The sequence below is a fragment of the Allohahella marinimesophila genome (assembly GCF_039538005.1).
GTDB lineage: Bacteria > Pseudomonadota > Gammaproteobacteria > Pseudomonadales > Oleiphilaceae > Allohahella > Allohahella marinimesophila.
Genome location: NZ_BAABBO010000011.1, coordinates 189,451 through 202,358, shown reverse-complemented (window position 1 = coordinate 202,358; position 12,908 = coordinate 189,451). Strand labels below are relative to the sequence as shown.

Here is a 12,908-nt window from a genome sequence, read left to right as displayed (position 1 = left end):
AGTTCCAAGGCTCTAAGATACGCGACTGACCCGGTCGCAGATGTCAACAGTGCTTACTGGCCCTGGAGCCGTACCTGAAAATCATTCCACTTGTTCAGTCGACCGTTGGCGCTGAATTTCTCGGACCAGCCGCCATTGTCGTAGAGCCAGAGATTGTCGTCGCTGAAACTGTAGAAGGGAACGAGATCTAGCCGCTGGGCAGCCGTCGCGAGCTCCGGGCGAAGATTGTCCAGATAATAGGTTTCACTGCTATCGGCTGGAATGTAACTCAAAACCATATGCGCTTCGTTCATTTCAAGCGACCGCACATAGGTCAGGCGAAGGCGGTCCGCAGGGACGCCGGCAGCCCGTAGAATAAGATACTTGGTGAGTGAGAAGTCTTCGCAGTCGCCACCCTGATTCATAAAAAATTCAGTCGGTGTCGCCCAGTAATCCTCTATGCCCCACTGCTGCTCATCGCGAATATAGTTGAACTCATTGAGCCCGTCGTTGACGAGGGTCACTTGCTCAAACTCGGTTTTACCAACCAGATTGTCGAGCCAGGGCTGGTAGGGTGATGCCTGGAACGAAGACGGCACGAGGTCAGCCTGGACGGCTCCGGATACACCGGATAAGAGAATACTGGTCAGAAAGAAAATTTTGGCCACGCAAAAAAACCTGCAAAAATTATAAATCGACTGAACGAAGTATAATTATTACAAGTCAGGCTTCCAGACCCATGACGTTACGAATTGCAGCGCCTTGTTTCTGTAGCGTAAGTTGCCATCCGTGGGGTCGATCCCTCGACCTATCCTTTTCTGCTAATCCTTCAAACTATCGTAGTTGGTTGAGCTGCTTACTCAGCTGGATCTCGCGCTTCATCCAATTTGTATTCGTCTTGCTGAGCGCCAGCATCCATACCGGAATCCTTGTTCATCTTATGCTCTTTCTCCTGACCGGCAGCCGTGGCTTCGCCTGATCCAAGCATCATTTCATTACGGCCGATTTCGCCGTCACCGTTCACGTCGAGCTGACTGAACTGGCTTTCTACCTGTGGATTCTCGCTCGCTTCACTTTTGGAAATGACGCCATCGCCATCCTGGTCGAGCTTGTTGAAACTTTCCTCGAGAGACTGTGAGCTGGCTTGCTGCTCCATACGCTCTGCTCTGGACTCGCCGTCCATAGTGGACTTCATCTCATCAGCTATTACGCTGGTTGAGAGGGCAGTTGCTGCGGCAAATATCATTAGCTTTTTCATAGATTCTTTCCTTTTGTACTTGTGAGCACTGGAAATGAGGCGCCTGGATCGACTGACGTTAAATCGAGCCGGGCCAGTCGCCGTCATGTAACTGGGGTGTATCCATGAATCGTGCCAGATTTTAGTATTGCCGGAATAACTGGGCTGGCGGGCAGATGCGCTGAAATTCCAATTGGTAAAGGTGGGTCATATGAAGAACAAACTACTAAAACTGGCAAATTTTGCAAAAGCTTCCCGGAATCCGTGTCTTTTTCGTCAGTCTTTGAATTCACCAAGGGTCTATACTGCCTAGACAACTCTAACACCTGTGGTCGAGCAGCCTCAGCATCGCCCGCGCAGCCACCTTGGACGGACCTTTTGTATCCAGCCTCTGCCCTACACAGATTGATCCTGCTGTTTATGCTGTGTTTCTGCAGCTCATGGCTCAAGGCCTCCGCCCCACCATTGCTGGAATCGTCAACCAGCAATGCGCTTGAACTCGTCAGCCAGGGCCCCATCGATCTGCAATTCGAACGGTATGCCGATACCGAGCGCGCCTATCCTGCCGAGCGAGTGGCTGACCTGCTCGCTCGTGGCGAGGCTGGTGGCGATAAGGGATTGGTCAATATTATCTGGGAACTGGTCGATGTCAGTGAGAACAGCGGCGTCAATGCCGGCTATACACTGACTCCTCAGTGGTATCGCTTCAAAATCAGCAATTCCAGCGATAAGGTTGAAGGTGGTCTGGTACAACTGGCCTATCCCTGGCTCGACGAAGTCGACTTCATCGATATTCGAGGGGAGGAAGGCTCAGGACACCTGAGTACCGGCCGAAGCAAGCCGTTTTCCAGCCGCTGGATTGACCACCCTCATTTTCTTTACCCGATCTCGCTCGATCCTGGTGAAAGCACGACGATCTATTTAAGGGTCGCCACCCGCGGCGCGCTGCAGTTCGCGCTGAAACTCTGGGACCCTGAGCAATTCTTTGAACAGGCCGTCACCGAGGCGAAGGTGCATTTCATGTACTTCGGCGCCCTCGCCTTCATGATCACAATCACCCTGGCGTATGCCCTTCTGCTGCGAGAGCGTGTCTATCTTTACTACGCGTTCGCCACTTTCGGCTTCCTGACCTTCTTCATGAGCATTCGTGGCTTTACCTTTCAGCACATCCTGTCGGACTTTCCGTTCCTGAACGGCTTCCTGCTGCTGGTATCCATGCCCTTCCTCGCCATCTTCGCGGCGCAGTTCTCGAGAACTTTCCTCGATACCGAAGCCCAGAGCCGTCGCCTTGATCTTGCTCTGAAAACAGTCATGGGACTGGCGGTCCTGGATCTGATCGCAGCGTTTATCCTGCCGTATCACATCAGCATCCAGCTGTCTTCGTTTCTGGCGGCGCCACTATTTCTGATTCTGTTCCTTGCCGGCCCCATACGCTGGCGGCAGGGGTCGCGACCGGCCATCATCTATACGCTCGGCTGGTCACTGCTGTCGATAGGCCTGGTCACCACAACACTCCACAAACACGGCATCATTCCCAATACCTTCATGGCCACCTACGCCCTGCAGATTGGCTCAGGTATAGAGACCCTCATTCTTACACTGGTGCTGGCGGCACGGGTCTATCGCGAGCGGGAAGACAAGATTGTGGCGCAGAACAAGTTGCTCGCGGAGGAAAAACAGCGCCGTGAAGTCCAGCAGCAGCTGATCGATCATGCCATTCATGACCCTGTCACTGGCCTGCCAAACCGTGAGCGTCTGGTCATGCGCTTGGCTGAGCTGGCTCAGGCGCCACAGGTCACCCCCTATCTCGTCGTCAGCATCGTATTCAATCGCTATCACGACATCGTGCATACGCTGGGTCAGGATAATGCCGACGAGCTGATCAATAGAGTCGCGCTAGGGCTCAATCGGCGAGCACAGTTCCTACGTGGCGCCATTGCCATCGAAGACAGCGCAGGGCAGACCTATTATGTCGCGAGTCTGGGCGCCGATACGCTGGCGATGATCGTTATTTCTGCCGAGGACCCAGCCCACCGCCAGACCTACATCGACTTCATCAACAGAACGGCGCGTCCAGATAATTACCTGGGCTTCCTGCTCGAGCTAGACCCTGTTTTCGGGCTTTTCAGTGTCGATAGCGATCAACTCGAACCGGCCAAGGCCATTCGTAACTCACGCATAGCCAAGGATGCTGCCATCCGGCTTGGCAAGCGCTATGGCTTTTATTCAAGACGCTATGACCGCTACACAGAGGAGCGCCTGACGATACTCACCGAACTGCGTCTCGCGCTGGAGACTGGTGCCTTGCAACTGTATTACCAGCCAAAGGCTATCATGCGTGACGGTCGACTGGTGACTACGGGTGTCGAAGCTCTACTGCGCTGGGAACATCCCGAGCGGGGCATGATTGCGCCTGAAATATTCATTCCACTCGCCGAGCAGACTGACGTCATTCACCAGCTCACGCTGTGGGTGATTACCAACGCGGCTGACGATCTCACCCGCTTCAGACTGCTTCAGCGTGACCTCAGCATGGCCATCAATATTTCTCCACGCAATCTGCTGACCAAAGGTCTCGACGCACATCTGCAATCTACGTTGCTCGCCCGCAACCTCAGCTTCGAGTCGGTAATCCTTGAGCTGACGGAAACGTCAGTGATGGATTCCGAGCGCGAGGGTCTGCTGACGCTCGACCGGCTCAAAGAGCTTGGCTTTCCCTTGTCCATTGATGACTTTGGTACCGGGTATTCCTCGCTCGCGTATCTGCAGAAAATGCCGCTCAGCGAGGTCAAGATCGATAAGTCCCTCATCAAGGACGTCTGCACCTCGCGAAGCAGTCAAATCATTGTAAAGGCTGCCATCGATATGTCGCACAGTCTCGGATACACAGTAGTGGCTGAGGGTATAGAACAACAGGCACAACTGGACCTTCTCGTCAGCATGGGTTGTGATTGCATGCAAGGCTTTTTCATCGCCACGCCAATGCCATCTGATCAGCTCTTCGGCTGGCTACAACAGGATTCAGAAAGAATGCGCCCTACGGGGGCTGGATGACCTGCCGCTGCCTCCTTGGTGCGCTGTGGCTCGTGTTGATGTCACTTGGCTTGAAGATCGCACCGGCGGCGGCCTCTGACGCTTTCGAGCTGCCCCAGCAACTGAGTGTTTCATCTACCGATCAACAGGTGGATCTCGGCGCAGCAGCCTACAGTCTTGAAGATACAGCAGGCACACTCGGCATCAATGATGTGCTGTCGGGCAGCAATCTCGACTGGCAAAAGGTCGAGGAAGCCGTACCCAGCTTCGGCTACACGGAATCGGCCTACTGGCTACGGGTCGTGGTGAAGAACGACACCTCAGCACCACGGCAGATGCTGCTCATGGTGGGTTATGCCCTGCTCGATCATATTGATCTTTTTGCTATCAACGCAGAGGGCGAACTGCTGCAAACCTACTCTACTGGCGACGCTTATCCGTTCGATACGCGCTATTTTCCTCACAGGGAATTCCTCTTCCCGCTTGAGATGGCGCCGAATGCCATTCAGACACTTTATATTCGCCTCGAGTCGAGCTCCTCGCTGCAGGCGCCAATGCGGCTGGTGGACGCTGAAGAATTTACGCGGCTGGACCACCGGACATCGCTGCTGCAGGGTTTTTACTACGGCAGTATGGTGGTCATGGCGTTATATAACCTGTTTCTGTTTTTTAGCCTGAGACGCGCCGATTTCATCATGTATGTGGCCTTTCTCTGTTCCTTCATCGGCTTTCAGTTCAGCATGAGTGGCCTGGCATTTCAACATATCTGGCCACAGGCCGTGGTGTGGAACCAGATTGCGATTTCCTTCTTCCTCGGTTTGACGCTGATGTGGATGGCCTTGTTCATCCGGCAATTTCTCCGCCTGCGCGAACGCGAGCCTGTCATTGATCGACTGCTTGTGGTCATGGCAGGACTCGGCGGTGTAATGACCATCCTGAGTCTTTTTCTGCCCTACAACCAAACGATATTTCCATTGCTTGGGCTCGCCCTCACGCTCAATAGCCTAGCGATGATCATGGGTATCAAACGTTCGCTTACCGGCGATCGCTCAGCACAGTTCTTCACCCTGGCCTGCTTCATGACCCTGTTGGGCGCACTCGTGATCGTTGTGAGTAAAGTAGAGCTTATTCCCCGAACCTTCTTTACTGAGCACGCCTTGCAAATTGGCACGCTGCTTGAGGTCATGCTGATCTCCTTCGCGCTCGGGGAATATGTGAATCAGCAAAGAAAGGCTCGCAGCGAGGCAGAAAAACGCCACAGCCTGCAACTGGAAGATCAGGTCAGGGATCGCACGTCAGAGCTCGAAAGAACCATGCAGCTGCTAGAAAATGCCAACCAGAAACTGCAGCAGCAGACCTTTGTCGATGAGCTCACCGGTTTGCACAACCGCCGCTATTTCAACCAGCGCCTCGAACAGGATTTCAATCAGGCCTCACGAACAGCCTCACCAATTTCCCTGATCATGATAGACGTCGATCACTTCAAGGGCATCAATGACACGCATGGCCATCAGGTTGGGGATCTCTGTCTCAAACACATTGCTGGCGTCATGGGCAACTTTCCCAGACGCGCCTCTGACACCCTGGCCCGTTATGGTGGAGAGGAGTTCATCGTAGTGCTGCCCGGGACAGATCTGGCTGCCGCTTTGATGATCGCAGAGAAAATCAGGGCCCACGTCGCCGCTGCGCCACTGAGCTATCGGAACAGGAAATCCGGTGCTCGGGAGTCCATCGCGATGACGATCAGTGCAGGTGTGGCCTGCCTCATTCCCGCCGCAGATCAGCTCGAAGATGAACTGCTACGGCATGCCGATGAGGCGCTCTACCGGGCAAAGCTCTCAGGCCGAAATCAGGTCATCAGTCATTCCGCGACTACGCTGCCCTGATCTTGCTCAGCTTGCCATCGGGCTTGCCGAACTGCGCCATATCCTGATGCACCGCCTCGAGCAGGCGGGCGGGTATATCTGGCTCGGCTGAGCGAACACAGCGCCAGGTTGGCATATCCGGCTCACCGCCTGGGTCCTCCCGGAAGCTGCGCCCGGCTTCCAGTATCGTCGAGGCAAACAGATTGAGCGCCTCATGCTCGCGGGCAACATCGTAATCCAGGCCGTTGCACACGGCATCGCACTGAAAACGACGAGTCATCTCGTTAGCCGAGCGAAGGTAGGTCGAGTGCAAGGCACTGAGAATGCCATCATCAACCATGGCACCTTCAGCAGAAATCTGCTTCAGCAGCGTTCTGGTGATATCCCTGACCATCTTGACCAGGCCGCCCTCCGAATCATCGCCAAGCGGCTGATGCTTATGATCATACCTGTCGGCGATATCCACCTGGCAGATCTGATTCGTGGAGTAGCGATGATAGATATCGCACAGCAATCCGATCTCGAGCCCCCAGTCGGAAGGCAAGCGGGTGTCGGGCACTGCCGAGGCGAGCATGGCAAATTCTCCCGAGAGGGCGTAACGAAAACTGTCGAGATAATCGAGTACCGGTGAGGCACCGAGGAGCTGCCGCAGTGATCTCAACAGCGGACTCATGAGCAGACGGCAGACCCTGCCATTCAGCTTGCTGTCCGCATAGCGCGCATAGTAGCCTTTGGCAAAGACGAAGTTGCAGTCTGGATGGACCAGCGGGTAGACCAGTCTTGCGAGCAAATCGCTCTGATAGGTCAGAATATCGCAATCGTGCAGAGCTACGACTTCTCCAACGCCCGACCCCTGTTGCACACCCATGCAGTACCAGACGTTCCGCCCCTTGCCTGCCTTGAGTGGGGCTAACGACCTGTCTGCCAGGGTCCCGTGGATGGCGCGCAGGCGAGGCCCATCATTCCACAGTACATGAAGTCTTTGCGGTAGAACGCTAAACAGTTCGAGAGCGTGGCGGTACTGAGCCTCGGAGGCCCTATCCAGACCAATGATGATTTCCTTGATGAAGTCGACTCGTGACAGTTCATCGAGAATCCGCGGCATGGCTTCGGTTTCGAGCTCGGAATACAGGCATGGCAGGATGAGGGACACAGGTCTTTGTTGGGCGTGTTCGACAAGTGCATCCCTCAACTCAGGAACACGACTTGCCTGTACGCTCGTATCCTGATCAAGTGAATGAATCGTTGTGATCGGGCCGGTTTGATAGAAGTCCGTCATGTCATCTCTCCGTAGTATGCGCACAGGCGGCAGCGTTGCAGATTGCCAAGGGTTGCAGATGCTTAGCAAGGAGCGTTCCGGGACGGCGACCTACCGCTTTTCCGAGGCTTACAAGCTCCGCGTCAGGCATAATGAGCCACAAACCCGACCACTTGCAGGCCTGAACCAGGCCAGAATTTGCAAGCCTTGCGTAAGCTTTACCTTGCCGGCCTCAGGCCGGCAGTGAATTTAAACGCTCGCGCTTTCGAGCGAGAGCCTGAAAGGAGCTCAAACAGGTATGTCAGACGCAATCAACAAATTCGTAGCTACACCGCTTCGTGCAGCAAAATGGCTGCGCTCGCGACTGGTGCTGAGTGGCGACATCGATGTGTCCGACCGGCATGTTCTGGTTGTCGGTGGCAATTTCGGCGGACTGGCAGCAGCGATTGCGCTGCAGGGCATCTGCAGAGTCACCGTCGTAGATCCGCGGCCGGACTTTGAATGGACACCACATATTCACGACATCCTGTCCGGCCTCAAGCTTCGGGAGCACCTCTGTTTCGATCGCGCCAGACTCTTTCAGCAACTTGGGCAGGATTTCATCCAGTCATCGGTGGAGGCACTTGACCCGATCGGACGTCAAATCGTGCTGAAAAATGGTCGCGAGCTTCGTTACGATGCCTGCATTGTCGCCTGTGGCGGTGAACAGGCCCCCAATGTCGTGCCGGGCGGACAGCAGCACACTACTGGCTTTCGCCATGTTGATCAGGCCGAGCACATCGAACGGGCGCTGGCGACCTTGAGCGAAAAACAGAAGCTTGTTACCGTCACTATCATTGGCGGTGGGCTATCGGGCGTCGAGGCGCTGGGATCCATACTGCGGAACAAACGCTTCAAGGACAAACTGAAGGTGCAGGTCGTAGACGCACAGGATCTGCTGCCCGAGTTCTCTGATGATCTGGCCAAAGACGTGCGAAAACAGCTGAAAAAGAAGAAGGTCACCTTCCACACAGGCCCCCGATCTGCAGTAAAACGTGTGAGCCGTGGTCATATCGAGCTGGTGGATGGTCAGATGCTGCCCTCTGACCTGACGATCTGGACAGCTGGTATTCAACGTCAGGGTCTGGTCAAGCAACTCTGCGAAGAAAAGCAGCTTCATTTACAGACAGCAGAGGACGGCATTGGACTCCTGGTGGACAATGCTCTGAATCCGGTGCTGAACAAAGCCCAATATGGCTACGCCGATGCCTGGCGGGAAACGCTGTTCTTCGCTGGTGACTGCGCCAGCATCGTGGATCAGTCGCTGCACAAACAGGCCTATCATGCGCTCGACATGGGCGAGCATGCGGCCGAGAACGCGCTCCGCTATTTCAAGGCTGATAAGCCAGCAAATTTCACCAATGCCAATAAGCCAGTACTGATTGCCCTCGGCGATCTTGAGCATTATTTCGCGTGGAATGGGCTCATTGCCGCAGGCGGTGTATTCGAGGCCATGAAGGAGAGTGTGTTCCAGGTGTATATGGCGCGCTACTCAATGGTACTCGACCTGAAGGATGCATCCATGTCCACCTGGCGAAGGGGTACACGAGCACTCACACGCCAGTTGCTGCCCGGCATGCTGCCCAGCGGCTTCTGGCAAACAGTCGAGAGCCTGTTCCCGAATCCCATCATTGCCCTGCCGCGGGCAGCGCTGCGGCGCTTCATATTCGGGCAGCGCATCATTCATTATGCCAATCCCTTCAATGAATCTGCGGATAAGGCCTGACACCTGATTTGATATAGGACTCCCGTGCTGAAGCGAGATCTTGCACCGTTTTACTATTATGACCACTACCGGGAGATGCTGCTGTTCATACGGCAGCACTACGACCATGTCCTGCGCGCCAGGGAAGTTCAGTTCATCGAACAGTTCATGGCGCTTCCTCGCGACGTTGCAGCGCTGTTTGTTCGCATCTGCAATCGAAAGGGCTGCTATTTTCGTCTGGACAGGATTCGCTATGAAGAGCTGGAGGATCTGGACGCACTGTTGACGCAGCTCTTCCGCGAGGGCTTTGTGGCCAGGGCCGGGATTGAGGACGCACCGAACCTGTTGACCACCCTGACGAGGGAAGAACTGGTGGGCTTTCTGGACATCGTGGGCGCGTCGGAATCGTCCACCTGGAAACGAAGCTGGCCCAAGCAGCGCCTGCTATCGATCGCCCGAGAGCAGCTTGCTCGCATTCAGCACGCCCGGCCATCAGCCTTGACGGCCTATGCCGAAGATTTCATCGTGCAGCAGTATCAGGAGACAGTGAGCTTCATTCTGTTTCTCTACTTCGGCCGACTGGAAGAGAACCTTGGGCGTTTTGCAATGCGTGACCTCGGGCTACTGCGCACGAACAGCTTCGAGGCTGGCTACACGGCCCGCTTCGAGACCGCAGAAGATGCCTGGCTCACCTTCCAACTCGCTCAACTGGCTCAGCAACTCAAACAGCCCGCCAGTGCAGATCATTCCGAGTCAGAAGCCCAGGCGGCCTGGCTGATAAATCAGCCTCAACCGCTGACTGAACTTGGCACCACATTGTACGATAAATGTGTGTTCAGACTGGGGGCCCGTCTGGAAAGCGAAGACCGCCTGGCACAGGCGGCGACGCTTTACCAGAGCAGCGAACACGCCACAGCGACTGAAAAAGCCATTCGACTCTGGCATCGACTGGATGAAAGCCGTGCCCGTGCCCTGATCACAAGCCTGTTCGAAACGCCAACCAGCGACGATGCCTACCTGTTTGCGATCGACTTTCAGGCCAGGAAGTACGGTGGCGAGCTGCTACCTGCCGATGCCCGTTATGCCCCCAGTCAGCTAGGACTCGAAGCCACTAAAGGTAGCAAGCGAACGTCGCTACTCACCGACATGCTCCGGGCTGCTGGCGTCAGCCGACTCGATGAAGCCTTTCGCCACGAACCCGAAGCCGCGCTGGCTCGGCACTGGCAGAAACCGGGGCGTCTGGTCGTGCACGCCGAGAACCGAATCTGGCGCAGCCTGTTCGTACTCACATTCTGGCCGAACCTCTATGAAAGCGAAGCCAGCCACTTTTCCTCGGATTTTCAGCACCATCCGGCGGGACTCTCTGATGGGTCTTTCTACCAGGCGCAACGCGACCAGATAGAACGTGTTCTGGCGATGGACCGCGAGCAGCTCAAGTCCCATGTCCTCAGACACCTGAGCAGGTGCTACGGGCGTCCCAACAGCTTTACGGGATGGGCGCCCACCATGGCAGAGCAGTTGTGCAAGATGGTGGAGCTAGCCCCACTGGAGGGACTGCGCACCGTGCTGCGTGATATGGCGCGCCAGTACGACAGCTGCAAATCCGGTTATCCCGACCTGATGATCATCGATGCCGACGGCCTTCGCTTCGTGGAAGTAAAAGCCGAAGGCGACCAATTACGGCGCAGACAGATGATGCAGTTGCTGAAGCTTCGTGAGGCGGGCTTTCAGGTGTCGGTACAGCGGGTAGAATGGGTGGTCGATCCTGATCAACCGTATGTCGTAGTAGACGTGGAAACTACTGGGGGCAATGCCGAATACGGCCGACTCACAGAAATAGGCGCTGTAATCGTGCAGCGCGACGACATCGTGGCACGATGGCAAACACTGATCAATCCAGGCCGTCGCATACCAGCCAACATCACTGCACTGACCGGAATAACGAATGAGATGGTGGCGAACGCGCCCCCATTCGAAGCCATTGCTGATGACCTTCGTACCTTTCTCGGCGACTCGATTTTCGTGGCTCACAACGTCCGCTTCGACTATGGTTTTATTCGACAGTCCTATCGCCGAATGGAGCAGTCCATCCGCATGCCACAACTGTGCACCTGTGCCATGATGAAAAAACTGAAACCCGGCCTCGATTCGTATAGCCTGAAAAATCTCACTGCCCACTTCGGCATTCCGTTGACGCAACATCATCGCGCGCTGAGCGACGCCGAAGCCGCGGCGGGTTTACTCAAGCTGATCAACAAGGCACGGCTTGCCGGGTCGGATCGGTTCAATTTACCCTAGGATAACAACAATGCGCAGAATCACCCTGCTGAGCCGCCCGCCACTGCGAGCGCCCCTTATTGCTCTCCCTCTCGTGCTGACGCTTACCGCTTGTACCGGTAGCCAGTTCCGCCCTGAACAGGCTGCTCAGGCAGGTGCGGCTGCCGTACAGGCCGCTACCCTCAGCTCTGAAGTCGTTATCAATGCTGCCAGCGAAGCCGCCCAGCAAATGGGCAAGCAGAACAAGGTGGCGCCGGAGAGCTCGACATACGCCCAGCGACTTCGCAAGCTCATCCCCATGACCGGCGCGAATACGGATAAATACAATTTCAAAGTTTATCTGAGCGATGAGGTCAATGCTTTCGCCATGGCTGATGGCACTGTGCGGGTGTACTCAAAGCTGATGGATCTCATGTCTGACGACCAGGTACTGGCCGTACTTCAGCATGAGATTGGACACGTGGAACTCAGACACAGCTACAAACAGATGCGTGAGCAACTTTACACCAACGCAGCATTCTCAGCGGTGGCAGCCGCTGGTGGAACCATCGGTCAGCTCAGCCAGTCCGAACTGGGTCAGCTTGCAGCGGGCTACGCCAATGCAAGATACTCGCAATCAGATGAGCTGGAATCAGATACTTTTGCGGTGAAAGCCCTGCACCGCACTGGCCAGCCGCCGCAATCGATGAAAGCGGCGATTCAGACGCTGCAGTCCGTCGGCGGCGAAGGCCCTCAGGGCCTCGCCGCGTTTCTGAGCTCTCACCCAACCAGCGATCGTCGTATCGAGAACATCGACGAGACGATCAAATCGCTGAAGTGAGCTAGTTGATGAGACGCTTGGCCTCTTCAACCCACTCCGGATAGGACTTTATTTTTGAAAACTGGGCCAACTTGCGCTTTTCCTCGGCAGTTGGCTCGGCAATCTGACGATAGTTATAGATACCAGCGGCGTGAAGCTTGCGCACCAAGGCCGGACCAACTTGCGGCAAACGCTGCAGATCGTCATGTTCTCCACTGGCGGAAGTAGTTCGAGTGCCTGCCGGCTTGTTGACTGCCTGGTCTATTGCCGAATTAATCGCGTCTGCATAGGCAGATTGCTCGCGTGTAGTGAGATCAGCCTCAACCTCATCAGCTTTGGTCCAGTTGCGACGCAAGCTATCGTAGTTCTGGCTCGCCACTCGGAAGGCTCGATCCAGAGTGCTCTCACAGACCGTGGCTATACCCTTCACCGTAACGAGCGGGTGTCTGATCCGCTGAATGGGCTGTTTCAGTGTTTCCTGAAAGAACTGCAGGCCTGGCTCGGTAATGTAGGTGCCCTGACTTCTCAGTTCACCCACCAGATCACTCACCTTATCGGTGACCGTTTCAAATTCCTTCTGTCCGGTCTGCACCGCTTCGTTGACGTAGGCCCTCGTGGACAAAACGTACTGCTCTGCAAGATGAGTGGCTTTGCTACCTGCTCGAGTGACTGTATTCATATACTTCTCCATGTCTCATGTTTTCAACTGATGAGGA

General features: G+C 55.4%; 9 protein-coding genes. 5 read left to right on the top strand and 4 right to left on the bottom strand.

All coding sequences use genetic code 11. The features are described 5' to 3' along the window. Positions 1–53: 53 nt before the first annotated feature. Both ABD735_RS13125 and ABD735_RS13120 read right to left on the bottom strand, forming a co-directional pair. The gene (locus tag ABD735_RS13125) at positions 54–647 is read right to left on the bottom strand and encodes a transglutaminase-like cysteine peptidase (protein ID WP_344807125.1); all 594 of its coding nucleotides are present in this window, start codon (positions 645–647) and stop codon (positions 54–56) included. 188 nt (positions 648–835) lie between these two features. Continuing rightward, the gene (locus ABD735_RS13120) at positions 836–1,237 is read right to left on the bottom strand and encodes an EF-hand domain-containing protein (RefSeq protein ID WP_344807123.1); all 402 of its coding nucleotides are present in this window, start codon (positions 1,235–1,237) and stop codon (positions 836–838) included. A 399-nt stretch (positions 1,238–1,636) separates the two neighbouring features. Between ABD735_RS13120 and ABD735_RS13115 the strand changes: the two genes are divergently transcribed. Together ABD735_RS13115 and ABD735_RS13110 are read left to right on the top strand one after the other, a co-directional pair. Further along, complete coding sequence (locus ABD735_RS13115; protein WP_344807121.1) at positions 1,637–4,270, top strand: EAL domain-containing protein; 2,634 nt, start codon at positions 1,637–1,639, stop codon at positions 4,268–4,270. After that, a complete protein-coding gene (locus ABD735_RS13110; RefSeq protein WP_344807119.1) occupies positions 4,267–6,135 on the top strand; it encodes a sensor domain-containing diguanylate cyclase in 1,869 nt (622 codons plus the stop codon). The genes ABD735_RS13115 and ABD735_RS13110 overlap by 4 nt, the downstream gene beginning before the upstream one ends. On the opposite strand, the gene ABD735_RS13105 is transcribed toward ABD735_RS13110, so the two are convergent. Continuing rightward, positions 6,122–7,393 (bottom strand): glycosyltransferase family protein, encoded by a 1,272-nt coding sequence (locus tag ABD735_RS13105; RefSeq protein WP_344807117.1) that lies wholly within the window; start codon positions 7,391–7,393, stop codon positions 6,122–6,124. The two genes, ABD735_RS13110 and ABD735_RS13105, sit on opposite strands and share 14 nt — an antisense overlap. 277 nt (positions 7,394–7,670) lie before the next feature. Between ABD735_RS13105 and ABD735_RS13100 the strand changes: the two genes are divergently transcribed. Genes ABD735_RS13100 through ABD735_RS13090 form a run of 3 tightly spaced genes read left to right on the top strand, consistent with a single transcriptional unit; the run spans position 7,671 to position 12,213 of the window. Then, a complete protein-coding gene (locus ABD735_RS13100; RefSeq protein WP_344807115.1) occupies positions 7,671–9,137 on the top strand; it encodes an NAD(P)/FAD-dependent oxidoreductase in 1,467 nt (488 codons plus the stop codon). A 24-nt stretch (positions 9,138–9,161) separates the two neighbouring features. Further along, positions 9,162–11,414, top strand: coding sequence for an exonuclease domain-containing protein (locus tag ABD735_RS13095; RefSeq protein WP_344807113.1), 2,253 nt, complete (start codon positions 9,162–9,164; stop codon positions 11,412–11,414). Between the two features lie 10 nt (positions 11,415–11,424). After that, positions 11,425–12,213 (top strand): M48 family metalloprotease, encoded by a 789-nt coding sequence (locus ABD735_RS13090; RefSeq protein ID WP_344807111.1) that lies wholly within the window; start codon positions 11,425–11,427, stop codon positions 12,211–12,213. A gap of 1 nt (position 12,214) precedes the next feature. Here ABD735_RS13090 and ABD735_RS13085 read toward each other — a convergent pair whose 3' ends face one another. Continuing rightward, positions 12,215–12,871, bottom strand: a complete 657-nt coding sequence (locus ABD735_RS13085) for a hypothetical protein (protein ID WP_344807109.1) — start codon at positions 12,869–12,871, stop codon at positions 12,215–12,217. Positions 12,872–12,908: the final 37 nt, after the last annotated feature.

What these genes read in the sequence shown, in the direction of transcription:
- ABD735_RS13120 (WP_344807123.1), bottom strand. Translation starts at nt 1,237, where the DNA reads ATGAAAAAGCTAATGATATTTGCCGCAGCAACTGCCCTCTCAACCAGC.
- ABD735_RS13115 (WP_344807121.1), top strand. Translation starts at nt 1,637, where the DNA reads ATGCTGTGTTTCTGCAGCTCATGGCTCAAGGCCTCCGCCCCACCATTG.
- ABD735_RS13110 (WP_344807119.1), top strand. Translation starts at nt 4,267, where the DNA reads ATGACCTGCCGCTGCCTCCTTGGTGCGCTGTGGCTCGTGTTGATGTCA.
- ABD735_RS13105 (WP_344807117.1), bottom strand. Translation starts at nt 7,393, where the DNA reads ATGACGGACTTCTATCAAACCGGCCCGATCACAACGATTCATTCACTT.
- ABD735_RS13100 (WP_344807115.1), top strand. Translation starts at nt 7,671, where the DNA reads ATGTCAGACGCAATCAACAAATTCGTAGCTACACCGCTTCGTGCAGCA.
- ABD735_RS13090 (WP_344807111.1), top strand. Translation starts at nt 11,425, where the DNA reads ATGCGCAGAATCACCCTGCTGAGCCGCCCGCCACTGCGAGCGCCCCTT.
- ABD735_RS13085 (WP_344807109.1), bottom strand. Translation starts at nt 12,871, where the DNA reads ATGAATACAGTCACTCGAGCAGGTAGCAAAGCCACTCATCTTGCAGAG.